23 protein-coding genes and 1 tRNA gene are annotated in these 23,437 nt (G+C 61.6%); 10 read left to right on the top strand and 14 right to left on the bottom strand.

Annotation, left to right across the window (positions count from 1 at the left end; translation table 11 throughout):
• Positions 1-78: 78 nt before the first annotated feature.
• The 4 genes from DH08_RS20945 to DH08_RS20930 are packed head-to-tail and all read right to left on the bottom strand — an operon-like array spanning position 79 to position 3,454.
• Positions 79-1,056, bottom strand: a complete 978-nt coding sequence (locus tag DH08_RS20945; RefSeq protein ID WP_192181123.1) for a quinone oxidoreductase family protein — start codon at positions 1,054-1,056, stop codon at positions 79-81.
• A gap of 41 nt (positions 1,057-1,097) precedes the next feature.
• Positions 1,098-1,940 (bottom strand): phosphatidylcholine synthase, encoded by an 843-nt coding sequence (pcsA, locus tag DH08_RS20940; RefSeq protein WP_345892425.1) that lies wholly within the window; start codon positions 1,938-1,940, stop codon positions 1,098-1,100.
• A complete protein-coding gene (locus DH08_RS20935) occupies positions 1,937-2,551 on the bottom strand; it encodes a DUF1326 domain-containing protein (protein ID WP_192181122.1) in 615 nt (204 codons plus the stop codon). Before DH08_RS20935 ends, pcsA begins: the two co-directional genes overlap by 4 nt.
• 15 nt (positions 2,552-2,566) lie before the next feature.
• Positions 2,567-3,454, bottom strand: coding sequence for a DUF2182 domain-containing protein (locus tag DH08_RS20930; RefSeq protein ID WP_192181121.1), 888 nt, complete (start codon positions 3,452-3,454; stop codon positions 2,567-2,569).
• Between the two features lie 102 nt (positions 3,455-3,556).
• Here DH08_RS20930 and DH08_RS20925 point away from each other — a divergent pair, with 102 nt between their 5' ends.
• Together DH08_RS20925 and hspQ are read left to right on the top strand one after the other, a co-directional pair.
• Positions 3,557-4,768 (top strand): UbiH/UbiF family hydroxylase, encoded by a 1,212-nt coding sequence (locus tag DH08_RS20925; protein WP_192181120.1) that lies wholly within the window; start codon positions 3,557-3,559, stop codon positions 4,766-4,768.
• A 221-nt stretch (positions 4,769-4,989) separates the two neighbouring features.
• Positions 4,990-5,313 (top strand): heat shock protein HspQ, encoded by a 324-nt coding sequence (gene hspQ / locus DH08_RS20920; protein WP_192181119.1) that lies wholly within the window; start codon positions 4,990-4,992, stop codon positions 5,311-5,313.
• Positions 5,314-5,375: 62 nt separating this feature from the next.
• Here hspQ and DH08_RS20915 read toward each other — a convergent pair whose 3' ends face one another.
• Complete coding sequence (locus DH08_RS20915) at positions 5,376-6,005, bottom strand: invasion associated locus B family protein (protein ID WP_006199773.1); 630 nt, start codon at positions 6,003-6,005, stop codon at positions 5,376-5,378.
• 289 nt (positions 6,006-6,294) lie between these two features.
• Between DH08_RS20915 and DH08_RS20910 the strand changes: the two genes are divergently transcribed.
• Positions 6,295-8,115: an extracellular solute-binding protein gene (locus DH08_RS20910; protein ID WP_192181118.1), complete on the top strand. Its 1,821-nt coding sequence runs from the start codon at positions 6,295-6,297 to the stop codon at positions 8,113-8,115.
• Positions 8,116-8,139: 24 nt separating this feature from the next.
• Entirely contained in the window at positions 8,140-8,820 is a 681-nt protein-coding gene (locus DH08_RS20905) for a DsbA family oxidoreductase (RefSeq protein ID WP_192181117.1), read from the top strand.
• Between the two features lie 61 nt (positions 8,821-8,881).
• On the opposite strand, the gene DH08_RS20900 is transcribed toward DH08_RS20905, so the two are convergent.
• A complete protein-coding gene (locus DH08_RS20900) occupies positions 8,882-9,316 on the bottom strand; it encodes a hypothetical protein (protein ID WP_246800947.1) in 435 nt (144 codons plus the stop codon).
• A 582-nt stretch (positions 9,317-9,898) separates the two neighbouring features.
• On the opposite strand from DH08_RS20900, the gene DH08_RS20895 reads away from it, so the two are divergent.
• Together DH08_RS20895 and mgtE are read left to right on the top strand one after the other, a co-directional pair.
• Complete coding sequence (locus DH08_RS20895) at positions 9,899-11,797, top strand: ABC transporter ATP-binding protein/permease (protein WP_192181116.1); 1,899 nt, start codon at positions 9,899-9,901, stop codon at positions 11,795-11,797.
• Positions 11,798-12,186: 389 nt separating this feature from the next.
• Complete coding sequence (gene mgtE / locus DH08_RS20890) at positions 12,187-13,551, top strand: magnesium transporter (protein ID WP_192181115.1); 1,365 nt, start codon at positions 12,187-12,189, stop codon at positions 13,549-13,551.
• 64 nt (positions 13,552-13,615) lie between these two features.
• Here the strand turns inward: mgtE and gor are convergent, their stop codons facing one another.
• From gor to rpiA, 3 genes are all read right to left on the bottom strand, one after another.
• Positions 13,616-15,007, bottom strand: coding sequence for a glutathione-disulfide reductase (gene gor, locus DH08_RS20885; RefSeq protein ID WP_192181114.1), 1,392 nt, complete (start codon positions 15,005-15,007; stop codon positions 13,616-13,618).
• A 119-nt stretch (positions 15,008-15,126) separates the two neighbouring features.
• The gene (locus DH08_RS20880; protein ID WP_192181113.1) at positions 15,127-15,741 is read right to left on the bottom strand and encodes a DUF2059 domain-containing protein; all 615 of its coding nucleotides are present in this window, start codon (positions 15,739-15,741) and stop codon (positions 15,127-15,129) included.
• Positions 15,728-16,459, bottom strand: a complete 732-nt coding sequence (gene rpiA / locus DH08_RS20875; protein WP_192181112.1) for a ribose-5-phosphate isomerase RpiA — start codon at positions 16,457-16,459, stop codon at positions 15,728-15,730. Before rpiA ends, DH08_RS20880 begins: the two co-directional genes overlap by 14 nt.
• Before the next feature lie 359 nt (positions 16,460-16,818).
• On the opposite strand from rpiA, the gene DH08_RS20870 reads away from it, so the two are divergent.
• The gene (locus DH08_RS20870) at positions 16,819-17,502 is read left to right on the top strand and encodes a phosphoglycolate phosphatase (RefSeq protein WP_192181111.1); all 684 of its coding nucleotides are present in this window, start codon (positions 16,819-16,821) and stop codon (positions 17,500-17,502) included.
• Positions 17,503-17,639: 137 nt separating this feature from the next.
• Positions 17,640-17,714 (top strand) — tRNA-Val (locus DH08_RS20865).
• Between the two features lie 57 nt (positions 17,715-17,771).
• On the opposite strand, the gene DH08_RS20860 is transcribed toward DH08_RS20865, so the two are convergent.
• The 3 genes from DH08_RS20860 to DH08_RS20850 all read right to left on the bottom strand — a co-directional run bounded on the left by DH08_RS20860 (position 17,772) and on the right by DH08_RS20850 (position 19,051).
• Positions 17,772-17,993, bottom strand: a complete 222-nt coding sequence (locus DH08_RS20860; protein WP_192181110.1) for a site-specific integrase — start codon at positions 17,991-17,993, stop codon at positions 17,772-17,774.
• A 442-nt stretch (positions 17,994-18,435) separates the two neighbouring features.
• Positions 18,436-18,690 (bottom strand): hypothetical protein, encoded by a 255-nt coding sequence (locus tag DH08_RS20855; protein ID WP_192181222.1) that lies wholly within the window; start codon positions 18,688-18,690, stop codon positions 18,436-18,438.
• A gap of 178 nt (positions 18,691-18,868) precedes the next feature.
• Positions 18,869-19,051, bottom strand: coding sequence for a hypothetical protein (locus DH08_RS20850; protein WP_192181109.1), 183 nt, complete (start codon positions 19,049-19,051; stop codon positions 18,869-18,871).
• A 201-nt stretch (positions 19,052-19,252) separates the two neighbouring features.
• Here DH08_RS20850 and DH08_RS20845 point away from each other — a divergent pair, with 201 nt between their 5' ends.
• Positions 19,253-19,465 carry a hypothetical protein gene (locus DH08_RS20845; protein ID WP_192181108.1) on the top strand — a complete coding sequence of 71 codons (213 nt, stop codon included), beginning with the start codon at positions 19,253-19,255 and terminating at the stop codon, positions 19,463-19,465.
• A gap of 118 nt (positions 19,466-19,583) precedes the next feature.
• Here DH08_RS20845 and DH08_RS20840 read toward each other — a convergent pair whose 3' ends face one another.
• Positions 19,584-20,249 (bottom strand): outer membrane protein, encoded by a 666-nt coding sequence (locus tag DH08_RS20840; RefSeq protein ID WP_210328816.1) that lies wholly within the window; start codon positions 20,247-20,249, stop codon positions 19,584-19,586.
• A 247-nt stretch (positions 20,250-20,496) separates the two neighbouring features.
• Between DH08_RS20840 and DH08_RS20835 the strand changes: the two genes are divergently transcribed.
• The gene (locus DH08_RS20835) at positions 20,497-21,996 is read left to right on the top strand and encodes a winged helix-turn-helix domain-containing tetratricopeptide repeat protein (RefSeq protein ID WP_192181107.1); all 1,500 of its coding nucleotides are present in this window, start codon (positions 20,497-20,499) and stop codon (positions 21,994-21,996) included.
• Positions 21,997-22,660: 664 nt separating this feature from the next.
• On the opposite strand, the gene DH08_RS20830 is transcribed toward DH08_RS20835, so the two are convergent.
• Complete coding sequence (locus tag DH08_RS20830) at positions 22,661-23,137, bottom strand: YciE/YciF ferroxidase family protein (protein WP_192181106.1); 477 nt, start codon at positions 23,135-23,137, stop codon at positions 22,661-22,663.
• Positions 23,138-23,437 lie beyond the last annotated feature (300 nt).

The raw sequence follows: 23,437 nt of genomic DNA, 5'->3' as shown, positions 1-23,437 counted from the left end.
CCGTCGGAAAGCGGCACACGACTTGAAAGAGCTTCAAGAATTTCAGCGGAAACTCAAGGGATAGCAAGGCAGACGGGACTAAGGGATGAGAATGGTTGTTCCGGTCGTCCTGCGGCCCTCGAGATCGGAGTGCGCCTTGCCGGCGTCTCTAAGCGAATAGCGCTGGTTGATCCTGATCTTGACCGCGCCGCTGAGCACGACGTCGAACAATGCCGCCGCTGAGGCTTCGAGGTCCTCGCGCTTGGCATTGTAGACGAAGAGCGTCGGCCTGGTGGCGAACAGCGAGCCCTTTTGCGCCAGCAGCGACATCGAGAAAGGCGGGATCGGCCCGGACGACTGGCCGAAGCTGACGAACATGCCGAGTGGCCTCAGGCAGTCGAGCGAAGCGGGAAAAGTATCATTGCCGACGGAATCGTAGACGACATCGCATTTCCGGCCGCCGGTTATGGCGGCGACGCCGGCGACGAAGTCCTGCTCCTTGTAGTTGATGACATGGTCGAAGCCATGCGCCCTGGCGAGCTCGATCTTGTCGGCGGAACTGGCTGTGCCGATGACGGTCGCGCCGAGATGCCTGGCCCATTGTCCGAGGATCAGACCGACGCCGCCGGCCGCCGCATGGAACAGGATGGTGTCGCCGGCCTTCACCTTGAAAGTCCGGCGCAAAAGGTACTCGGCCGTCATGCCCTTGAGCATCATGGCCGCCGCCTGTTCGTCGCTGATGCCGTCCGGCACTTTCACAACGCGGTCCGCGGCAACCACGCGCTGTTCGGCATAGGCGCCGACATTGACGGCATAGGCGACGCGATCGCCTGGCTTCAACCAGTCGACATCCGCGCCGACTTCCAGCACCACGCCAGCCGCCTCGCCGCCCGGGATCAGCGGAAACCCGCCGGGCGGCGGATAGAGGCCCGAGCGATGGTAGACATCGATGAAATTAAGGCCGATCGCGGTGTGCCTGATCAGGATCTGTCCGGCACCGGGTTGCCCCGGATCGGCGTCCTCATAGGTCATAACCTCCGGACCGCCATGGGCGTGGATACGGACTGCTTTGGGCATCGATTGGTCTCTCTTGGGATACGGCTCGCCTGGGGCGGCTGTCAGTCTTTGGGGTCGGTCTTTCCGGCGCCGGGCTTGGCGCCGAGATTTGGAAAGAACTGCATGATAGCGCCGATGCTTGCGAGGTAAAGTCCGGTCACGGTGATGCCGATCTTGGTGAAGTCGCTGACCTGTTCGCCGAGCACGCCGATTTGGTCGTAGAAGGCGGCGAGTGCGGCCTGTGCCAGCGCCAGCGCGCCAAAGGCACACCACAAAAGCGTCATGCCGAGATTGATCGGCCGCAGCCGCACTACGCGCACCGGATGGATGAAGTTGATCGGCACGAAGGTGAGAATGCCGGCCGCCACGACCACGCCGAAGGAAACCCATTGTCCCGGTTCGATGACGAACAGCGTGAACACCACCATGTTCCAGACGACCGGGAAGCCCTTGAAGAAATTCTCCTTCGTCTTCATGCCGGTGTCGGCATAGTAGATGGCGCTGGATACGACGATGATGGCCGCCGACAGGAACGACAGCTTTTCGCCCATGAAGCCGCGCTGATAGAGCGCGAAGGCCGGGATAAGCACATAGGTGACGTAGTCGATGATGTTGTCGAGCATTTCGCCCGACCAGGTCGGCAGGATCTCCTTGACTTCGAGCTTCCTGGCGATCGGGCCGTCGATGCCATCGACGAACAGTGCCAGGCCGAGCCACCAGAACATCGCCGTCCAGCGCTGCTCGCTTGCCGCGACCAGCGACAGGAACGCCAGGAACGAACCCGACGCGGTCAAGAGATGGACCGAAAACGCGCGCGCCTGCGGCCAGGTGACTTTCTTCTTCGGCCGCGGAATCCGGTCCGCGATTTTCTTGGCCGTTTTCCTGGCCGATGTGTTCTTGCTCACGGGCCGCGCCAGTCCAGCTTGCAGATTTCGGCCGAGCGGCCGGCAAAGTTCCAGTTGCGGCCGAAGGCCCGCATCTTGCTCTTGTCGGACTTCGCCACGATGATTTCCGGCGCGATCCAGTATTCGGAGTTGCTGATCACCGTATCCTTCTCGCGATCCTTGCCGGGAACCGGCGTCACCGCCCCGTCGATGATCTTCGGTATCTGGAAGATGCGCGTCTTGTCACGCGTCTCATAGCTGATCGGCACCTGTTCGACGCCGAGGAATTTTCCGACCAGGATGGAGAGCAGCGACGTGGTTCCGCCGGCCTTGCCGGTGAAGATCCTGGTCAGCGCCTTGACCGCGTAGACCGAGGCGCGCTTGTCGATGAACAGGCCGGCGGTCCAGTTGCCGCGGCTCATATAGCCGGGAATTTCCATGATCAGCCCGAGATTGAGGCCGGAGAGGTCGACGTTGCCGAAATGGCCGGCGTCGATGCGGAATCCGGCCCAGGTCTGGCAATAGCCCTCCGTCGGCGGATGCCCGCCGAGAGACAAGACGCAAGGGCAAAAAACCGTGCAATTGCAGGAGAGTACGAGCTCTCCCTTCATTGCCCAGCCCTGGTCGCTCATCGAATTCTCTCCCCCTCAGGCCGAGACTAATAGCAGCGCGGTTGCCCACACAAGCAGTATCGCACCGGCAACCCGGCTTGGCATCCTGCCCGCTGTCTGTTTTTCGATCAGGGTGAACAGGCTGATCAGCGCCATCCAGAAGACGTTCATGGCGCCCACGGCGAACATCACCAGCATCAGTGCCCAGCAGCAGCCAAGGCACCATACGCCTTGCTGCATGCCGAGCCTGAAGATGCGCAAGGGTTTTGCGCTCCAGTTGGCAAACAGGATCGAGAACGGGTTCCGGCACTTTGTCAGACAGGCTTCCTTCAGGCCGCTGAACTGGTAGAGGCCGGCAATCAGCAGGGCGAGCGCGCCGGCAATTCCAACCGCCGGATCGAGCATCTGCCCGGACGCTGCGAATGCGTGGAGGCCGAGCGTCAGCGCGGCAAACAGCGTCGACGCAACCAGCCATATGCCGAGATAGCCGGCGACCAGAACAAGCGGGTGGACGACCGGCTCGCCCTTGATCCGCGCTGTGTCGACGATCTCGCAATAGGTGCGGATCATGGGTGCCGCCGAGGGCAGCATCGTCGCCACCGCCATCAGGAACCACATCGACGTCAGCGCCAGGGCTTGTATCGCTGCCGCTCCGGCAAGCGGTGCAGGCGCAAGGCAAAGAGCAAAGAACCGGTCGAGAAAATCCGGCAGCGGCAGGCGCGGCAGATATCTGAGCACCGTATCGCCGGGCGCATCGGCGCCGGCAAAGCGGCTTTCGGCGCCGCGGATCGCCATCGCGCCGAGAATGGCCCAGGCAAGGGCGATGCCCATGCCGACGCTGACGGTCACCGCCAGCCGGGAATTGCGCGCGACGCCTGCGGCGGCGCGTCCGGCCAGGTCGAGATGGCTGAAGTCGTCGCTCATGGCAATCGAAATGGGCCGAATCGCCGCGTTGATCAAGCCGCATGATCGGGCCTATACAGATTGGCGGCCGGTTGGGCCTCAATTGCGATCCGGAAGCCGAAATTGGACCATCAGGAGACAGCGCGGATACTGGTAGCCGGCAGCGGCCCGGCCGGGCTGATCGCCGCGCTCGGTTTTGCCGAAGCAGGCTTTCCGGTGACGCTGATCGGTCCGGAAGCAGCCGGCGCCGATGGTCGCACCACCGCCCTGATGAACCCTGCCCTTGCGGTGCTCGAGCGGCTGGGCGTGCTCGCCGACCTCAAGCCGAAGGCGGCGCCGCTGAAGGTGATGCGCATCGTCGATGCAACCAGCCGACTGATCCGTAGCCCGACAGTCACCTTCCGCGCGACGGAAATCGGCGAGGAGCAGTTCGGCCTGAACCTGCCCAACAGTGTTCTTCTCCCCGCCCTTGCCAAGGCGGTTGCCGCGCATCCCGGCATCGACTGGCGGAAGTCGATGGTCGAAAGCTGGCGCCTCGACGCCGGCCATGCGCATGCGGCGTTGGCTGACGGCAGCGAGATTTCGGCATCGCTGGCGGTTGCCGCCGATGGGCGCCTGTCGCCGGCGCGCGAGGCGGCAGGCATCGCGGCCTCCGTGCGGCCCTATCCGCAGGCAGCGCTCGTCCTCAATTTCGGCCATCGCAGTGAGCATGCCTTCACCTCGACCGAATTCCATACCGAAACCGGTCCGTTCACGCAGGTTCCCCTGCCCGGCAATCGTTCCAGTCTCGTCTGGGTGGTGAAACCGGAGACGGCGAAAGAGCTTGCAGCACTCGATGACGACACGCTTTCGCAGCGCGTCGAAGAGCAGATGCAGTCGATGCTGGGCCGGGTCTCCGTCGAGCCTGGCCGGCAGGTCTACCCTCTGTCGGCGGCGTCACCTGGGCGTTTCGCGCAGAACCGCGTCGCGCTGGTCGGTGAAGCCGCGCATGTTTTCCCGCCGATCGGCGCACAAGGTCTCAATCTCGGTATCAGGGATATCGACGACCTGATTGGAATCGCTTGCGAAAATCGAACCGATCCAGGCTCCAGGATGAGCCTTGCGGCCTATGATTCCAGGCGGCGGCCCGACATATTGGCGCGCAGCGGTGCGGTCAATCTGCTCAACAGGTCGCTGCTGTCGGACATGCTGCCGGCGCAGATGGCGCGCAGTGCCGGTCTCAGCGTGCTTGGCAGCTTCGCACCGCTGCGTGCCTTCTTCATGCGTGAGGGGCTGCGGCCGGGCAGTGGCTTCCAGGCGCTCACTGGGGGCTTCAGGAAACAGGTCCGCCGGTAACCAGGCCGACATCGGACATTCTTGCCCGTCCCGAAACCTCTGGACCGGATGGTACGTTGCTTGACCAGACGTCAAGCGCTTCGGGATTGAATTGAAGGAGCGTCTGCGCCAAATAGGCACCCACTCACCCTAAAGTGGGGCTCGATTTTGGTGGCGGGATGTGTAGATTCAAGGTCTTAGGGCGTCCTTGCGGCGCTTTGAAGACTTAAGTGGTGAGTACGATGAAAACGGCCAAATTCTCGATCGGACAAGTGGTCCGCCACCGGCTGTTTCCGTTCCGCGGCGTGATCTTCGATGTCGATCCGCAATTCGCCAACACCGAAGAATGGTACGAGGCGATCCCGGCCGACGTGCGGCCGCGCAAGGACCAGCCTTTCTACCATCTGCTGGCCGAAAACTCGGAGACGGAATACATCGCCTATGTGTCCGAGCAGAACCTGCTTGAGGACCAGTCGGGCGAACCGGTCCGGCATCCGCAGATCGGCGAGATGTTCGACAAGCGGCCCGACGGCCGCTACCAGCCGAAACGTCAGTTGAGACACTGACGCGGGCAAGAAAAAAGCGGGGCATGCCCCGCTTTTTCATGGTCCGGGATTTGTCCCGGCGATCAGTTGGCGGCTTTCGCCTTGTCCTGCTCTTCCTTGAGCTTCTTGGCGAAGTCCTGGTTGTTCTTGGCCACGAAGTCCTGCAGCTTCTTCTGCCGGTCCTCGATGTCCGACTGCTGCAGCGGCGGGCCGTCATAGGCGCCGCTGAAGCCGGTCAGCGCAACCTTGATCGGGTTCGGCTGGTTCTGGAAATTGACCGAGGTAAGCGTGATTGCCTGGCCCTTCTTGAAGGACGAGACGAGCTGGTCGGTGAGCGGCACTTCGGCCACGCAACGGTCCGGGAAGCAGATCACGTAGTCGAGCTTCTGCGCCTTGCCGGTGTCGATCTGCAGGCCGATGCCGGGAGGCACCAGACGGCCGGTCGGTACCGTCACCTGGAACACCTTGCGGTTTACCTTGCCTTTCAGCTCGATCAGGCTGACGCCGGTGACCAGCTGGCCGTTGCCGGCGGTGACGATGTTCTGGACATTGCAGATATCGACATCTTCCTGCTTGGTGCAGGCCTTGAACCAGCCTTGCGGAATCTGCTGTTGCTGCTGTGCCGAAGCAGCGGGAAGCTCAGCGCCCAGAAAGCCGACGACGCCTGCGGCCATGACCGAAAGGCGGTATGCGTTGCTGTTCAGGCTCTTCATATGGTGTACTTCCTCTCAATGATCCCGGAACCGGCCGCTTCGTGGCGCGTGGTCCAGCTACCTGTTGCCGAAATGAGGCAACAGCATGACTTTGGTGCGCGTGTTACACTGCCAGCGATGTCGAATCCAGCCCGTTCTCCGTGATTCTTGGTGCGGTGATGACCGGGGCAGCCCTTGCGTGGAAGCGCTCGCCGCAGGCCGAACTCTTCTCCTGCTGAGCGATTCAATCCCTGCTTGAAATGCTCTAGGGTGCACAGCGAATCACAAAGCCGCCTGCAAGGAGACGGTCATGGGCCGCGTTCTCGTTTGGCTGATCGCCGCGATCTTGTTTCTGACCGTTTCGCTCCGGCCGGCCGTGTCGGAACCGAGGCATGCCATCGCCATGCAGGGAGAGCCGGCGCTGCCGGCCGACTATCAGCATTTCGACTACGTCAATCCCGATGCGCCGAAGGGCGGCAGCATCACCTATTGCGTCGTCGGCAGCTTCGACAATCTCAACCCGTTCATCCTGAAAAGCCTGCGCACCACGGCGCGCGGCATGATGGACACGATCTACGGCAATCTGGTCTTCGAGCCTTTGATGCAGCGCAATTATGACGAGGCCTTCAGCCTCTATGGCCTGCTCGCCGACAGCGCCGACATGGATCCGGAGCGCAAGTCGATCGAATTCCACCTCAACCCGAACGCAAAATGGTCGGACGGCAAGCCGGTGACGCCGGAAGACGTGCTGTTCACCTACGATGTCTTCACCGACAAGGGACGGCCGCCGTACAGCGATCGCATGAGCCTGATCGCCAAGCTGGAAAAGACTGGCGATCACAGCGTGCGCTTTACCTTCAACAAGAAGGCCAATCGCGAGACGCCATTGATCATCGCGCTGACGCCGATCATCCCTAAGCATGGCTTCGACAAGGAGACGTTCGAAAGGACGACGCTGAAGCCGGTCATAGGCAGCGGACCCTATACGGTGGATAAGGTGCAGCCCGGCCAGCGCATCGTGTTCAAGCGCAATCCCGACTATTGGGGCAAGGATGTGCCCGCCAAGCGCGGCTTCGACAATTACGACCAGATCACGATTGAATATTTCCTCAACGACAATGCCAAGACGGAAGCGTTCAAGAAAGGCATCTGCGCCACCGACGCCGAGGCGGACCCGGTCAAGCGCGAGCGCGATCTCGATTTTCCGGCCTTTCACAAAGGCGACGTGGTGGCCGAAACCTTCGACACCGGCATCCCGCCGGTGGTGACGGGCTTCCTGTTCAACACCAGGCTGCAGAAATTTTCCAATCCGGTCGTGCGGCGCGCCCTGGGAATGCTCTACGATTTCGAATGGGCCAACAAGAACCTGTTCGGCGGCAAATACAACCGCACCATGAGCTACTGGCAGAATTCCGAGCTTTCCGCTCTCGGCCACCCGGCCGACGACAGAGAGAAGGCGCTGCTGGCGCCCTACCCCGGCCGCGTGCCGGCCGACGTCATGGACGGCAGCTGGCGGCCGCCGATCACCGACGGTTCGGGCCAGGACCGCAAAGAACTGAAGGCGGCATTCGACCTGCTGAAGGCCGCGGGCTACAGCGTCAAGGACGGGACCATGCTCGATCCCGAGGGAAAACCTTTCGGTTTCGAGATCATGACTTCATCGCAAGATGAAGAGCGCCTCGCCGCAATCTACCAGCGCACGCTGGAGAAGATCGGCATCAACGTCACCATCCGCAGCCTCGATGGCGACCAGATCCAGTCGCGCAAGCAGCGCTTCGATTTCGAGGTGCTGATCGGCTCGAGCGGCTTCAACAACTCACTGTCGCCAGGCATCGAGCAGATCGGGCGCTGGGGCTCTGCCGCCGCCAAGGCGGAAGGCTCGTTCAACCTTGCCGGCGTCGCCGATCCGGCCGTGGACGCGGCGATCGATGCGATGCTGAGGGCTCGTTCGAAGGAGGACTATGTCGCCGCGGTGCGCGTTCTCGACCGGCTGCTGATCTCCGGCAACTACATGGTGCCGATGCAGCACAACGACCAGCAGTGGATTGCCTACTGGAATTACCTGGAACATCCGCAAAAGACGCCCATATTCGGTTATCAACTACCGACCTGGTGGCGCAAGGCGAACTGAGATCCTTCCAGACAGGAGATGAAGATGAGCGACGGGAACTCGATCACGGTCGACGTTGTGTCCGATGTCGTCTGCCCGTGGTGCTTCATCGGCCAGAAGCGGCTCGACAAGGCGATCGCTGCTGCCGGCGACATCGAGGTCAATGTGCGCTGGCGGCCGTTCCAGCTCGACCCGACCATTCCGCCCGAAGGCAAGGATCGCCGCGAATACATGCTGGCAAAATTCGGCAGCGAGGAACGTATCCGCGAGATCCATGCCCGCATCGAGCCTCTCGGCGAAGCGGAAGGGATTAGATTTGCCTTCGGTGCCATCAAGGTGGCGCCCAATACACTCGACGCCCACCGCGTCATCCGCTGGGCAGGTGCTGCTGGCGATGCGGTGCAGAACCGGTTGGTGCGCCGCCTGTTCCAGTTGAATTTCGAGGAAGGCGCCAACATCGGCGACCATGGCGTGCTGGTCGAAGCCGCGCGCGAAGCCGGTATGGACGCCTCCGTGGTCGAAACGCTGCTGCCGACCGACGCCGATGTCGAGGCGGTGCGCACCGAAATTGCAACTGCTTCGCGCATGGGCATCACCGGCGTGCCGTGCTTCCTGCTCGAAGGCAAATATGCGGTGATGGGCGCACAGGACGCCGAGACGCTTGCCGACGCGATCCGCCAGGTCGCAGCGGCCAAGGCGCGGGGCGAGTTGGAAACGGCGAGCTAAAGTAATTGTTTTTGCGCGTGTCGTTGTCCCAAAACCGCTGCACACTTTTGGGCGACACGCTCTACTTAACCGTCACCTTGGCCTTGCTGACGAAGAAGCCATGGCCATTGCTGCTGCCGCAGGTAAGCCCCTTGGTCGATGACTGGCAGGAGAACGGCCCCTTCTTCCAGCTGTTCCCGTAGGCCAGCTTGGCGACGTCGCTGCAGCAGCCCTGCTCGCCGGGGTTCTTGATCAGCGTCGCCGGTCCCTTCGGCCCAAGAATGACGGTGACGTAACTCGGCTCGACGCGCGAGCAGCTCAGTTTCGGCCCGCCGTCCTGCGGCTGGTAGGTGCTGGTGCCGCCCTTCGGCGTGTAGATGCAGCCGATATTGCCCGACGGCGTGTTGAACTCGATCTGGCCCTCGGCGCTCGCCGGAATGGTCTGGCTACCCGCATGCGCCAGAGGCATCCAGGCGAAGGCCGCCAGCATCGCGACTGAAAATATACGTGCAGACATGGAAGACCCCCTAAGCCAATGTATGGATCAGGTTCGATCCGCACGGCTGCATTGTCAAACGCGGCTTGCCGCGCATCTGGGAAGGCGCGACCTGCCCGCGCCCTAAAACGCTTTGTGCGAGACGAATCGATGCGGGCTCGGCTGCCCGCGAGTCATCACGAGAGTACTGCTGGAGTGGTCGGGGATAGCCGATTGGGGGACCTGCCAGTCAGTCCTTCGTAGGAAAATCGGCCGCTCGGCAATGCGAAAAGGTTCACAAAATCGTGTGAGAAGCTTCCCTAAGGGAAGGTAAAAACGGTCGCCGCCATGGCTGCTCAACCTATTGGAATAACTACCAATAATCCGGTTTTTGTGCACTGCTTCCGCAGCTCGACCTGTTGCTCCATGGCAACGTTGCGTGCGCGTGTTCACAGAGGGTGGGAGAAAATTAATAGAAAATGATCAATTGGTGTTACTATCCGTAACAAAACTAAAAAAGGTGTGGGCGGGATCGTGATTCGGGTCGGCAGACCACGACGTACAGTACCGGCAGAACTACCTAGCGAGGCCGCAAGGCCTTCGCCCCTGACGCCGGTGTCGTCGATGCGTACCTTCTGGGGGCTGATGCGGGCCTACTGGTTCTCGGATCGCTGGAAGGAAGCCTGGACACTCACCCTCGTCATCGCATTGCTCACGGCGCTGTCCAGCAAATCGGGCGTGTGGTTCGCCGAAGCATCGGGTGAACTGGTCAATTCGATCGCTTTTTTCCACGATGCCGCAAATACCACACCCCTGAAGTCGCTGCTGACCAACGCCGGCATCCTGGTCCTGTTGGTCATCCTCAAGGATGCGGGCTTTACCGGCATTCGCAGCCTCGTTTCGGCGACGCTGCATCGCAAATGGCGCGGCTGGCTGGACAGCCGCTTCAACGAAGCGCTGCTCGACACCAATCACACGCATTTCCACGCCCAGCATGGTTCGTCCGGCAACGCGGCTCCCGACAACATCGACCAGCGCATCCAGGAATCGATCAAGGACATGACCGGCGGAGCCATCGGCCTCGCCATGGGCGTCCTGGCTGTTGCCACGTCACTCTATTTCGTCGGCCAGAAGCTGCTTGAGACCTCGGTGGAAGTGAGAGGACTGGAGTTCCTCGGCAGCTACGGCAGCGCGATCCTGGCCTTCCTGGCCGTCGCCACCTATGTGCCGCTGAACACCTGGATCGCGGTGAAGCTGGGCAGACTGCTGGAACGTCTCAACGTCAGGATGCAGCAGTCCGAAGGCAGCTATCGCGGCGAACTGACGACCTTCCTGCGCCGCAGTTTCCATGTCGCCGCCTCGCAAGGCGAGAATGTGCAGAAGTCGATGCACAGCCGGCTCTATGTCGATATCGACCGCACCTGGGCGCGACTGAACATCGTCAACACCAGCTATAATTCGTTCGAGCTGATCTACAATTTCATAGGTGCCCGCATTGTCGCCTATGGGCCGGGCCTTGTTCCGTTCATCCACAACGGCTTCGATCTCAAGGGCTACATTACCGGCTCCGAATTGGTCAATTCGCTGATCAGCCAGTGTTCATGGTTCATCCATGTCATGCCTAATATCGCGACATTGCGGGCCAACAGCCAGCGTGTGACCGAACTGGCGAACGCCATCGAGAACGTCCAGCAGCCGCAGGAGTTCTACAGCCAGACCGGCCGTTCCGACTTCCGCTACGACCGCCAGAACCCGGTTTTCGGCCTGACCATCCAGAAGCTCGAACTGGCGCATCAGGGCGAGGACGCGACGCCGTTCCTGAGCGTGGCGAACCTGCGCTTCCGGCGTGGTGAATGGACGTTCCTCAAAGGCGAATCGGGCTGCGGCAAGACCTCGCTGATCAAGGCGATCAACGGCCTGTGGCCCTATGGCCGCGGCACCATCGTCTTCCCGGAAGGGATCAGGAGTTTCTATGCCGCCCAGGAGGTCAAGCTGCAGCAGGTCACGTTGAAGCAGCTGGTCTGCCTGCCCGGCTCCGAGCAAGATCATGGCGATGCGCAGGTTGCATCGGCCTTGCACAAGGCCGGCCTTGGCGACTTCATCGAGCACATGGCCGATGAAAGCCGCGAAGGGAAGAACTGGGACCAGGTTCTTTCAGGTGGCCAGAAGCAGAAGCTGGTGGTCGCCCGCATCATCCTGCAGCAGCCTGGGCTGCTGTTCCTCGACGAGGCAACCGGCGCGCTCGATCCCGAAGGCAAGATCGCCTTCCACCAGGGGATCAAGGACAACTGCCCCGACGTCACGGTGATCAGCGTCATGCACGAGGCCACGCCGCCGCGCTCGCTGTCCGGAGCCGAGTTCTATCACAGCGTGGTCGCGATCTCGGATGGCGTCGCGACCAAGAAGCCGCTGGCTCCAAGCCTGCCGCGCGAACTCACCACCATCCTCGCACAGCCAAGGCCGGTCCCAAGGCCGGTCGAGGACAAATGGCTGCGCTTCCCGCGCCGGCTGAAGCAGAAATAGTCTAGGCACCGCGCATCCTTGCCCGCCGGCATCAGCCGCGTTAGCGCGACCTCGCGCGGCGATCACAGTCTCGCGATCTCGCCTCTCCGGTGTCGTTTTTGCCCTTTGCTGCGATTGACTCGGCAAGAGGCGCTCCTATGTTGCGCCGGCTCGCAGAATTCCAACCTACAGCGCCGCGCGTCACTTCGGACGCGCAAAGGACGCTGTAGAAACCTAGAATTTGCGCATGATCCTTTCCGAAAATCGAAACCGATTTTCGGGGTCATGCGCTAGCCCGCGAGCAGAAAGGTCACCGCGCCATGCCTGGCGACAGTAGTCGAACGCAACCGCCGTCCGCCTAGACGTGACCTGACCGGTTCACGTCCTGCCGGACGGCAAGGAGTGAACCAATGAACGAACTTTCCCCCGTAGCGGGCGACGAGGCCGTCGCCATCGCTCGTATCCTGGCAAACGATCACGTCGCCGACGTCGTCGAGGCCCTGAACCACGAGCCTCGCGAAACGGCGATCGAGCTGCTTTGCGAAGTGCCCTTCGAGCGGCTGGTCGAGATCTTCGACCAGCCGGAGCTCGACGGCGCATCCGAGCTTGTCGAGGCGCTGCCACGCGCCAAGGCCGGCAAGCTGCTCACCGCCATGTCGGTCGACCGCGCCGCCGACATCCTGCGCGAGTTGGAAGAACCGGCGCGTTCCGAACTGCTCGTCGAACTCGCGCCGCCGCTGCGCGCCACGCTGCTTGCCATTCTGGGCTATCCCGAAGGCAGCGCGGCGTCGCTAATGACGACGGAGTTCGTCAGCGTGCCCTCGGATTGGACCGTGGGCCGCACGCTGGACTACATCCGCAAGGTCGAGCGGACGCGCGAGACCATCTACGCGATCTATATCGTCGATCCCGAGACGCATGTCCTGGTGCGCTCGACGGGCCTGCGGCGGCTGATCAGCGGCGAGCCGGACGATCTGGTGATGGATGTCGCGCTGGATCGCGTGCCGGTGACGGTCTCGCCGCTCACCGACAGCGAAAAGGTGGCGCAGCTGATCTCCAAATACGATTTGCTCGCCGTTCCGGTCGTCGACCACGGCAAGATCCTCGGCATCGTCACCATCGACGACATCATCGACACGATGGTCGAGGGGACGACCGAGGACGTGCATCGTTTCGGCGGCATGGAGGCGCTCGACGAGCCCTACATGAAGATGAGCTTTCTCGCCATGATCCAGAAACGTGCGGGCTGGCTCTGCGCGCTGTTCATCAGCGAGATGCTGACCGCCAACGCGATGCAGAGCTATGAAGGCGAGCTGGAAAAGGCAATCGTGCTCACGCTGTTCATCCCGCTGATCATGAGTTCGGGCGGCAATTCCGGCTCGCAGGCGACCTCGCTGGTCATCCGCGCACTGGCGCTGCGCGAGATCGGCCTTGGCGACTGGTGGCGGGTGGCCTTGCGCGAACTGCCGACCGGGCTTGTGCTGGGATCGATCCTCGGCGTCGTCGGCGTCTGCCGCATCACGCTGTGGCAGTATTTCGGCTTCTACGACTACGGCCCGCACTGGGAGCTGATCGCGGCGACCGTCGGCGCGGCACTGGTCGGCATCGTCACCTTCGGCTCGCTGTCGGGATCGATGCTGCCATTCGCGCTGAAACGCATCGGCTTCGACCCCGCCAGCGCGTCGGCGCCGTTCGTCGCCACGCTGGTCGATGTCACCGGACTGGTGATCTACTTCTCGGTGGCGCTGGTCATCCTGCGCGGCACGCTGCTCTAAGCAAACGTCAAGCACTCCCCTCGCGGCAATCCTGTTGCCGCGAGGGCTGTTGTCGGAACAGGCGTCAATCGATGCGCTGGCCGTCCTTCACGCGGTAGGTCGGCTTGTACATGGTGACCAGTTCCTCCGCCGCCGTCGGATGCACGGCCATGGTGCGGTCGAAGTCGTCCTTGGTCAGCCCGGCCTTCAGTGGAATGCCGAGAAGCTGCGCCATCTCGCCGGCATCCGGCCCGAGGATGTGGGCCCCGAGCACTCTCTTCGAAGCGCCGTCGACCACCAGTTTCATCAGCATCTTCTCGTCACGGCCGGACAGCGTGTGCCGCATCGGGCGGAATGAGGCACGGTAGATTTCGATGTCGGAAAAGCGCTTGACCGCTTCGTCTTCCGCCAGGCCGACGGTGCCGATCTCGGGCTGCGAGAATACCGCCGTCGGTATGGTGTCGTGATCGGGCGCGGTCGGATTGCCCTTGAAGGCGGTCTCGATGAAACACATCGCCTCGTGGATCGCCACCGGGGTCAATTGCACGCGGTTGGTGACATCGCCGATCGCCCAGATGTTGTCGATGTTGGTGCGGGAGTATTGGTCGACAACAATGGCGCCGGTTTGGCCGAGCTCGATGCCGACGCCTTCCAGCCCCATGTTCTCGGTGTTGGGGATACGGCCGATGGCGAGCATGACCTGGTCGACCGTCAGCACCTTGCCGCCGGTGACTAAAGCGTCCAGCCGCCCGTCCGGCCGCTTGCGGACCCATTCCGACACGGCGTGACAGAGGATTTTTATCCCCTTCTTCTCCATGGTTTCGTGCAGCGTGCGCCGCAGGTCCATGTCGAAGCGCGACAGGATCTCCTTGCCGCGATAGACCAGCGTGGTGTCGACGCCGAGCCCATGGAAGATGTTGGCGAATTCGACGGCGATATAGCCGCCGCCCTCGATCATGATCGCCTTCGGCAGTTTCTTGAGGTCGAAGGCTTCGTTTGAAAAGATGCAATGCTCGTGACCGGGGAGTGCCGGATGTGGCGCCGGGCGACCGCCGGTGGCGATCAGGATCTGGTCGGCGGTGACGGTGCGATCCTCGCCGAGAAGATGCACCACATGAGGGTCGACCAGCATGGCGCGCGAATGGAAGGTCTCGCCGCCGGCGCCTCTCACGTTCTTCTCGTAGATGGCTTCCAGCCGGGCGATCTCGCGATCCTTGTTGGCGACCAGCGTCGGCCAGTCGAAGCTCGCCTCGGGCACCGTCCAGCCATAGCCGGCGGCATCTGCGAAATGCTCGGGAAATTGCGAGGCATAGACGTAGAGCTTCTTCGGCACGCAGCCGCGGATGACGCAGGTGCCGCCATAGCGGTATTCCTCGGCGATGCCGACGCGCTTGCCGAGTGCGGCCGCGACACGCGCCGCCCTCACCCCGCCGGAGCCGCCGCCGATGACGAAAAGATCGTAGTCGTAACCGGCCATAGACTGCTCCTGCACCTTCAAAATGTGTGAGACAGGTAGGCTGCCAATGGCCAAAAGAAAAGCCCGGATAAACCGGGCTTTCTGGTCCAGCGGCCGTCAGGCCATCTGCAAGGGGTAAATCAGTTCTGCGTGTTGTCGGCGGGCGCGTCGCCTTCGGCCGGGGCAGCGCCGTCGGCGGGAGCCGCCGGGGCCGTGGCGTCAGCGGGAGCAGCGGGCGCTGCCGGCGCATTGGCCTTCGCCGCCGCGGCCAGCGTTTCGCCGACCTGCTGGGCGAGATCGCGGGCAAGGCCGTTCTGCCAGATGTCGGCGGCCTTCACCAGGTCGCGCGTCACGGTCGGGCCGCTGTCGAGCAGCTTCTTGCCGGAGTCGGAGCTGTAGAACGCGGCGATGTCGCTGAGCTCCTTCTCGGAGAAGACCTTGGCATAGGCCAGCGCTGCTTCCTTCTCGAGGTCGGCGCGGCGCGAGGCCAATGCCACCGCCTTGTCGGTGATGGTCTTGCCGATCAGTTCCTGCATGTCCGGGTTCTTCTGGATAAGCTGCTGTTCGAGAGCGGCGGCGGCCTGCGGCAGGATGTTGTCGAACGGGTCGGTGGCGTGGATCGCGGCGACGGCGGCGCGCGCTGCCTTCAGGTGCGATTCGGTCACGTCCTGCGCGAAGACAGGCGAGGAAAACGCGAAGACGGCCGAAGCCACCAGAATGGCCGAAAGGCTGCGAACCCGGTTATGCAACATCATGGTCGGTAGAACTCCCTGGTTTTCGGGCGGCATGGACGGTTTGGATGCCGTCGCCGCCGGCGATGATGGCCGCTGACGCCAGCCCGATGAAAAGACCGTGCTCGACGACGCCCGGTATGGCGTGGAGAGCATTCGAAAGCGCTCTTGTATCCGGAATGCGGCCAAAAGATGCATCGAGGATAAAATGGCCGCCGTCTGTAACAAAAGGCTGGCCCCCCGTCATCCTCAATGTAATGGGGCCGGAAAGACCGAGACTTTTGGCCGCTGCACGAACCGCGATTTCGGTCGCCCGCAGGCCGAATTGATTGACCTCGATCGGTAGCGGGAAACGGCCGAGCGTCTCGACCATTTTCGAACGGTCGGCAATGACGATCATGCGCCCGGATGCCGCCGCGACGATCTTCTCGCGCAGCAGCGCGCCGCCGCCGCCCTTGATCAGGGTCAGCGCCGGGTCGACCTCGTCGGCGCCGTCGATGGTGAGGTCGAGCTCGGGCGTTTCCTCGAGCGTCGACAGCGGCACGCCGAGCTCATGGCAGAGCGCCGCGGTGCGTTCCGACGTCGGCACGCCGACGATGGTGAGGCCGGTGGCGACCTTTTCGGCGAGCAGCCGCACGAACTCCTCGGCGGTCGAGCCGGTGCCGATGCCGAGCCGCATGCCTTCGCTCACATGGGCAAGGGCTGCCCGCGCGGCCTCGACCTTCAATTGCCTCGCATCCATGCTGCTGCCCCCGATCCTAGCGTCTCGGGCTCCTAACATTTTTGCCAGTCTGGTCAAAGCCCTTGGCGGCGGCGGTGCGCCTGGCGACGCGCAGGGAGCGATGCGTGGGCAGCCGTCATAGGAATATCGTCCTGGAAATCGTTGACACGGTGACAGCAGGTATGCTATATGTTGGTCCATGGTGCTGATTTGCGCCAACGACCCGCCGCCGTGGCGGGTTTTTCATTTCTGGCGGCTCGCCGCGAAATCCGGTGGGTCTGCTTGCCTCGACTGCCTGCCAGCCCGCTTGCCCAGCCCGCTTGCCTTGACGCGCCGCAGCCGCTATCGCCTGCCGGCATGCAATCGCCACAGGACAGGCCATGACCAGACCGATCATCGTGTTCGACCTCGACGGGACGCTGGTCGACACGGCGCCGGATCTGCTCGACAGCCTCAACCACAGTCTCGCCGCCAGCGAACTGGCGGCCGTCGACGAGGCCGGCTTCAAGCGCTACGTCGGCCATGGCGGCCGGGTGATGATCGAACGCGCCCATGCAGCACAGCGGCGATCGCTGGCGGTGGAGGAGCATGACCGGTTGTTGAAACTGTTCCTCGATCACTACACCGACAACATCCCCGGCAAGTCGCGCCCCTACCCCGGCGTCGTCGAGGCGATCGCCCGCTTCGAGGAGGCCGGCTATCTGCTGGCCGTATGCACCAACAAATACGAGGCTAATTCTGTGGCCCTGATCGAGGCGCTCGGCCTGGCGAAGCACTTTTCTGCGATCGCCGGCCAGGACACGTTCGCCTTCCGCAAGCCCGATCCGCGCCATCTCACCGAAACCATCAGGCTGGCCGGCGGCGACCCGCATCGGGCGCTGATGGTCGGTGATTCGCAGACCGACATCGACACCGCCAAGGCCGCCGGCATTCCGGTGGTGGCCGTCGATTTCGGCTACACCGACCGCCATGTGCGCGAATTCGAGCCGTCGGCGGTGATCTCGCATTTCGATGCGCTGACGCTGGATCTGGCGGAACGGCTGATCGCCGCGGCCGGCGGCTGAGCGACAAAGGCAATCAGCCTCCGGCGCCTGCCCGGCCTTGCCCCGTTTCAGTCCTTGTCGGAATGGTGGCACATCGCCTTGACTTCACAAGGCAGCCTCCCTTATATCGCGGCTCGCTTGGCCTTCGGGCAACGAGCGGGCGATTAGCTCAGCGGGAGAGCACACCCTTCACACGGGTGGGGTCGCAGGTTCAATCCCTGCATCGCCCACCATCCTTTCAAGCACTTAGCAGTCATTCGATTTCCTTCCGCACAACTTCCGCACCACAATCACACCTCTGCCGCCTCTTTCTGGAAATCGGGATGGTGCGTGCCGTAGACTTCTTCGAGGATCTTGACGGACATGCCGACGGCACCGGCGGCCTTCCAGAGGTCAATGCCGGCCTGCATCATCCAAGTCGCCCGCGTGTGGCGAAGGATATGCGGCGTGACGTACTCGCCCAGCTCGGAGAACTCGCGGGCGGTGTACCAGGGCCTGCGCATCTTCTGCACCGGCCCTCGTATGCGACGACGTGAAGGAATTGGCCTGGCGGCCGATAGGTGCGCCATCTGGTGTCGCGTGCCTCGTAGATCCTCAACGCAAACACGGCTTTATGTGACGGCTAAGTTTGCAGGCCAACAACGTCCAGCGGCCCGGCGGCCGGGGGGCTGGGGTGGCTTGGGGTTCGACCGCCGGACCTAACCGGAAAACGGGGTAGGTTCGCCGGCTGGCGAGTTATAGGCCGGTCATGATTCGCTGCTAGCTGCCAAAACGGCGGTGTTTGGGTCCTCTGGCCCTCAAATCGGATGAGCCCAGAGTCGCAACCGGAGGTATGCCTAGTTCAACTTGTCCGTTCTAGCCATGTGCCAAGGGAAAAGCCCGGCGCGGGTGTGCAGACCGGGCTTTCCTAAGACAGTGTCGCTTGTACTGGAAACAGGCCGGCGACACGTCTGATTATTTCTTCTTCGGACCACCGCCGGGAGGGCCGGTGTGGATATGATTACTATCCCCCCAGCCATGACCAGGGCGTGATCCACCGGATTTGGCAATCGCTTTGGAGTTCAAGCTTGTGCCGAGCAAAAGTGTTATAGCCGGCGGCGTCACCGCAGCAAAACGCCCTGCCTTCTTGAGAAAGTCCCGGCGCGCTTGTGCTTCTGAGACCAGGTTTTCAGATCTCTTTTCCGAGAAGTTTGTGTTCTCGGTCGACATGTCATCAAGCCTCCCAATTACAGCAGATTATCCTAGCATTCGCTGCATCGATCGCGAACCAGCCAATAGGCTTAGAGGCAGGTCGAAAAGGGCGTAGTGATATTAAGGATCCGCGCCTGCGGCCCATTGCGGCCAGCCAGTCCGGTGGCCCGGCGGCCGGGGCTGGGGGGCGCGGTGGTTATGAATCGAACTCCAACCGCTCATGCTGGGGATTTTGATGCCAGATCACCTGCCGTAGGTCGCGTCGGTCGATGAGTTGCCCGCAGTTCGGGCAGACGTAGAAATGATGCACCTCGGCGGCAGGCTCGCTGCCGTGAGGCCTGCCGAGATTCGGCGGCCCGAGTTCGGACAGCTTGGTCATTTGGCTTTGCCGTCGGTCATCGTTGGTTTCCTCCGGCGAACAGAACAGAGAAAACGCGCGAATGTTCCGGCGTCTTTTTAGCAATGGCTAACGGAACGGAAACGGCTCTGCGATATTTGAATCAAATTCGAATTCGCGGGGATTTCCGATGCGTAACGGTGCCGGCGAAAGCGCCCCCGCGGAAAGCACTGGAGAAAAGGCATGTCCGGCGAGCGTGACGTGCGTATGTGGCGCGAGGCCGGGAGACTTGCCGAATCTGGCGACTATGAAGGGTGGCAAGCCATCGAATCGGAGCTTCGCAGGAGAGGCTTCCCTCGCGCCAAGCTACTGTTTGACAATGATCGGGTCCGCGACAAATTGGATGAGATCTGTAAGAGCGCACAGGAGCAACGCGCCGATGCCCGCCGGACCTAAAAGACCCTACCGACGTCCCACTTGGCTTCGGCCCGATGTCTGGCTTGACCCATTGCGTTGCGCAAAGAAAAAGCCCGTCGCGGTTTTGCGACAGGCTCTCTATTGGGACTTGAGAGGACTAGAATTTGTAGGCGATGCCGAAGCGAACTTCGTTGGTCTTCAGATCAACATCCGCATTGGCCGGAACAGCAAACGATTCTGAACCGAAGTCAGTATAGCGATACTCGGCGCGCAGCAGCAGATTGTCGGTCATGGCGTAATCCAAGCCCACGCCAATCGTCCATCCTGTGAACGTATCTCCGAACGATGGTGCACCGGTATTACTGCTTATGTCGATGTCGCCAAATGCAACGCCGCCGGCGATATAAGGGAGAAAGCGATCAACGGCATATCCTAGGCGAAGTCTTGCCGCCCCACTCCAATTGAGTTCTTCGGTGGCGATGGCGCCCGGAAATGGGACACCAGGAGCGGTGAATATTTGGCCGCTGCCATCAACACCCGCATACACGAAGTCCAGTTCCGCACCAATCACGATGTTGCTCGACATCTGATAGTTGTAACCGGCGTAAACACCTCCAAGGAACCCGTCAGGGTCTGTCTCGACAAAGCCCGGACCACCGATTTGGTCTATGTTGCCATCACCCCAAGCATAGCCTGCCTGAAGGCCGATATATCCGCCTGTCCAGCTGAAAACCGGCGCAACATCGACGACTTCCTGGACATCGGCAGCAAACGCCGAAGACGCCAGCAGAGACAACGACAAACCAAGAAGCAGTTTCTTCATGACAATCCCCCTGTAACCTACCCTTTCGTAGCAGAGCGCGCCGGAACGTGCAGTCGTATTTCTGCCACAGTAGAACGAGATTCAACTGTGATTCCCCTACCCGGCCCCACCGGGCAAAATCGACCGGGCGCGCGCTGGGCATGGGCGCCTGCCTGCTCCTGGCAGGCCTTGGGGCCTGATTGAGCGGCCCGGGAATTATGCGGTGCCGAAACGTTCCGAAAACTTCCGAAACGTCTAGTATGCCCACATGCAGGGGACTCGCGCTTTTGGTCCGTTCGTACTCGATCCCGACATCGGGACGCTCCTTAAAGAGCAGATCCCGATCGCTGTTGGGCATCGTGGGCTGACGCTGCTTGCTGCGCTTACGGCACGGCCCGGTGAGATCCTGACCAAGGCCGAGCTGATGGACGCTGCGTGGCCGGGCACCGCCGTTGAGGAAGGCAACCTTACCGTCCAAATCGCGACACTAAGAAAGGCACTCGGTCCGGCTGACAACGGCGGCGAGTGGATCGCCACGGTGCCTCGCGTCGGCTACCGCTTCACCGGGATTGTCGAGCCGGTGGCGAGCGCATCCCGCAGACCGATATCCCTATCCGGCAAGCCGTCGATTGCGGTGCTGCCTTTTGCCAACTTGAGCGGCGATCAGGACCAGCAGTATCTCAGCGACGGCATAACCGAGGATATAATTACGGAGCTGGCCAGGTTCCGCTCCCTCCTCGTCATCGCGCGCAATTCATCTTTTCAGTTTCGCCATTCGGCATTGGACATTGCCGAAGTCCATCGCGAACTCGGAGTTCGCTACCTCGTCGAAGGCAGCATACGAAAGCTCGGTGATCGCATTCGGATCACCACACAATTGATTGACGCCGCCACCGGCACCCACCTGTGGGCCCAACGGTACGACCGGGCCCTCGACGACATCTTCGCATTGCAAGACGAGGTTGCGGCTCTTATCGCCTCGATGGTCGAAGGCCAAGCGGAGGCCGATTCGGCGAGCCGGACCAGACGCAAGCCGCCGGCCGATTGGGATGCATACGACTACTACCTGCAGGGGCGCGCGCACTTCTACCGGTATGAACTGGACAAGTCCGAGCCCCTATTCGTCCGGTGTGTCGAGCTCGATTCGACGTTCGCTCAAGGCCACGCCTTCCTCGCGCAGGCCCTCGTCGGCAGATTTTGGTACGACAACGATCCGCGGACGCTACAGAAGGCCTGGGACTCGGCACGAACGGCGCTCGCTCTCGACAGGAGCGATGGCGTCTGTCACCAGAGCATGGGGCTGGTGCTTACGCATATGCGCCAGCACAGCGATGCAGGAGTGCATTTCGAGCGAGCGCGCTCGTTGAACCCGCTAGACGTGAACATAGCGGGAGACTACGCAAGCTGGCTCAACTACGGCGGACGGGCCGAGACGGCGCTGAACGTGCTCGAAACTGCGCTCCTGCGCGACCCGCTGCCTCCGACATGGTTCTGGGAGGTGAAGGGCAGCTCCCTCTTCCTGCTTGGAAAGTACTCGGAAGCCGTCGGTTCGTATCAGAAGGCCGGCGACCAATTCTTCATTCATGCCTTCCTCGCAGCGGCGTACGCCCATTTGGGCGAGACGCAGAAGGCGCGCGCTGAAGTCGAGGAAGCACTGACGAGGAAACACGACCTGACTGTCCGGCTGATTTCACGTCTCCCGTTCGCCGACCAAGTCGCCCTCGAGCTTTTCACGTCAGGCTTCAGAAAGGCCGGTTTTCCCCCATGAACGCACCTTCGGGAGGCTGCGTTCCAGATCGATCGGGCGTCCAAGTTTGCGAAATCGCTGGGTGGGCAAGAGCAACCTGGATCGAACGTAACCGCGGTGCGTCCATTCGGCCGGCTATATCTGGACTCTTCCTCGAGTTGAAAGCATTCTCCCATCGGGGAGATAGGGGCGTGGGCAAGGTCCAGCGTCATCGGGGTGCCAACCAAGCAGACCGAAGCCAAGTGAAATTCCTATAGCTTCCTCATCGTCGATGGTTTTCTGGAAACAGAGACGAATCTTATAAATAGAAATTCATTGCAAAAGACGCTTAAGGGCCTCTTCTGAATATGCCGCGCCAGAACGCGTTCGTCCTCAAGGATCAGCAGCCGCGCCACGCACCCCTCCATTGGCCCTGAAAGCTGATTGGACTGCGCGGGCGAGTCAACGGCTCCATCAGCTCTAACTGATACTTGAAACGAAAGTAGCGTACAAATATCCGTGAATGGCCGCAGTCGTTGGCGTTTGTTGTGGGAGCTATCAGTGCCGCGGATCAGTGGGTCTCAGGGACATAGGCAGACGGGAGTGCTGTCAGGCTGTTAGAGGAACATGCGGAGCCGGCGTCTACGATCATGACAAAGCCCCTCGGGCCCCAACCGAGGGCGATGCCACCACTTGAGGTGGGTGATCAATGTGTCCTGTTGATCGACGTGACTGCGAGGTTCGTCAGCTTGTTGTTGGTGGCTTTCTCCTGGTCAAGGATCTCGCTGAGCAGCTTGTGCGCCTCGTCATGCCCGAGGTCCTTTGCCCATTCCCGCAGAGAGCCGTACCGAGAAATTTCGTAGTGCTCGACTGCCTGACAGGCCGCCAGCAGTCCCGAATCGAGGGCAGTTCCTGACGCTTCTTCCATCAGTCCATTGGCTTCCTTGATAAGGCCCTCGATAGCGTCGCACTTCTCGCCAGAGGCCTTCCTGCCTATCGACTTGAATACCTGCTCCAGCTTCCTGATCTGCCCCTTCGTATCCTCGAGATGGTCTTCCGCAGCTTTCTTCAGCTTGGCGTCCTTCGCGGCCCCGGCCACTTTGGGCAAAGCCTTGATAATCGCGTTCTCGGCATAATACATGTCCTGAAGGGTATGCTCGAAAATATCGGCCAACGTTTTCATCATAATGCTCCTTTGCCCGAATTGGCTTTGGGAGAAAGAGCGGGCGAGGCAAATCGTTCCGTGCTTTCACGCGAACCGGATGTATCAACCTGCCTGCGTGTCGCGACTCGCGCTTAGCTCTGCTGAACATACCCAATTGGCGCAACTACGACTCCCGCGTGGTCGCCGGTGATGTCTGCTGTCAGGAAGTGGCAAACCTGATCTCTACGGCCGACATGAGGCGCATTGCTGCCATTCGCAACGCGGACAATGAAGGTCACTGTTGGGGTCGAACTCCGTCTTTCGGAGCGATTTGGGTCT

Origin of the sequence: Mesorhizobium amorphae (assembly GCF_014843845.1) — a bacterium.
Taxonomy (GTDB): Bacteria; Pseudomonadota; Alphaproteobacteria; order Rhizobiales; family Rhizobiaceae; genus Mesorhizobium; species Mesorhizobium amorphae_A.
Note: the sequence above shows the minus strand (reverse complement) of the source record. Positions and strands in the feature narration are given on the sequence as shown.

What these genes read in the sequence shown, in the direction of transcription:
- DH08_RS20945 (WP_192181123.1), bottom strand. Translation starts at nt 1,056, where the DNA reads ATGCCCAAAGCAGTCCGTATCCACGCCCATGGCGGTCCGGAGGTTATG.
- DH08_RS20935 (WP_192181122.1), bottom strand. Translation starts at nt 2,551, where the DNA reads ATGAGCGACCAGGGCTGGGCAATGAAGGGAGAGCTCGTACTCTCCTGC.
- DH08_RS20930 (WP_192181121.1), bottom strand. Translation starts at nt 3,454, where the DNA reads ATGAGCGACGACTTCAGCCATCTCGACCTGGCCGGACGCGCCGCCGCA.
- hspQ (WP_192181119.1), top strand. Translation starts at nt 4,990, where the DNA reads ATGAAAACGGCCAAATTCTCGATCGGACAAGTGGTCCGCCACCGGCTG.
- DH08_RS20915 (WP_006199773.1), bottom strand. Translation starts at nt 6,005, where the DNA reads ATGAAGAGCCTGAACAGCAACGCATACCGCCTTTCGGTCATGGCCGCA.
- DH08_RS20910 (WP_192181118.1), top strand. Translation starts at nt 6,295, where the DNA reads ATGGGCCGCGTTCTCGTTTGGCTGATCGCCGCGATCTTGTTTCTGACC.
- DH08_RS20905 (WP_192181117.1), top strand. Translation starts at nt 8,140, where the DNA reads ATGAGCGACGGGAACTCGATCACGGTCGACGTTGTGTCCGATGTCGTC.
- DH08_RS20900 (WP_246800947.1), bottom strand. Translation starts at nt 9,316, where the DNA reads ATGTCTGCACGTATATTTTCAGTCGCGATGCTGGCGGCCTTCGCCTGG.
- DH08_RS20895 (WP_192181116.1), top strand. Translation starts at nt 9,899, where the DNA reads ATGCGTACCTTCTGGGGGCTGATGCGGGCCTACTGGTTCTCGGATCGC.
- mgtE (WP_192181115.1), top strand. Translation starts at nt 12,187, where the DNA reads ATGAACGAACTTTCCCCCGTAGCGGGCGACGAGGCCGTCGCCATCGCT.
- gor (WP_192181114.1), bottom strand. Translation starts at nt 15,007, where the DNA reads ATGGCCGGTTACGACTACGATCTTTTCGTCATCGGCGGCGGCTCCGGC.
- DH08_RS20880 (WP_192181113.1), bottom strand. Translation starts at nt 15,741, where the DNA reads ATGATGTTGCATAACCGGGTTCGCAGCCTTTCGGCCATTCTGGTGGCT.
- rpiA (WP_192181112.1), bottom strand. Translation starts at nt 16,459, where the DNA reads ATGGATGCGAGGCAATTGAAGGTCGAGGCCGCGCGGGCAGCCCTTGCC.
- DH08_RS20870 (WP_192181111.1), top strand. Translation starts at nt 16,819, where the DNA reads ATGACCAGACCGATCATCGTGTTCGACCTCGACGGGACGCTGGTCGAC.
- DH08_RS20855 (WP_192181222.1), bottom strand. Translation starts at nt 18,690, where the DNA reads ATGTCGACCGAGAACACAAACTTCTCGGAAAAGAGATCTGAAAACCTG.
- DH08_RS20850 (WP_192181109.1), bottom strand. Translation starts at nt 19,051, where the DNA reads ATGACCAAGCTGTCCGAACTCGGGCCGCCGAATCTCGGCAGGCCTCAC.
- DH08_RS20845 (WP_192181108.1), top strand. Translation starts at nt 19,253, where the DNA reads ATGTCCGGCGAGCGTGACGTGCGTATGTGGCGCGAGGCCGGGAGACTT.
- DH08_RS20840 (WP_210328816.1), bottom strand. Translation starts at nt 20,249, where the DNA reads ATGAAGAAACTGCTTCTTGGTTTGTCGTTGTCTCTGCTGGCGTCTTCG.
- DH08_RS20835 (WP_192181107.1), top strand. Translation starts at nt 20,497, where the DNA reads ATGCAGGGGACTCGCGCTTTTGGTCCGTTCGTACTCGATCCCGACATC.
- DH08_RS20830 (WP_192181106.1), bottom strand. Translation starts at nt 23,137, where the DNA reads ATGAAAACGTTGGCCGATATTTTCGAGCATACCCTTCAGGACATGTAT.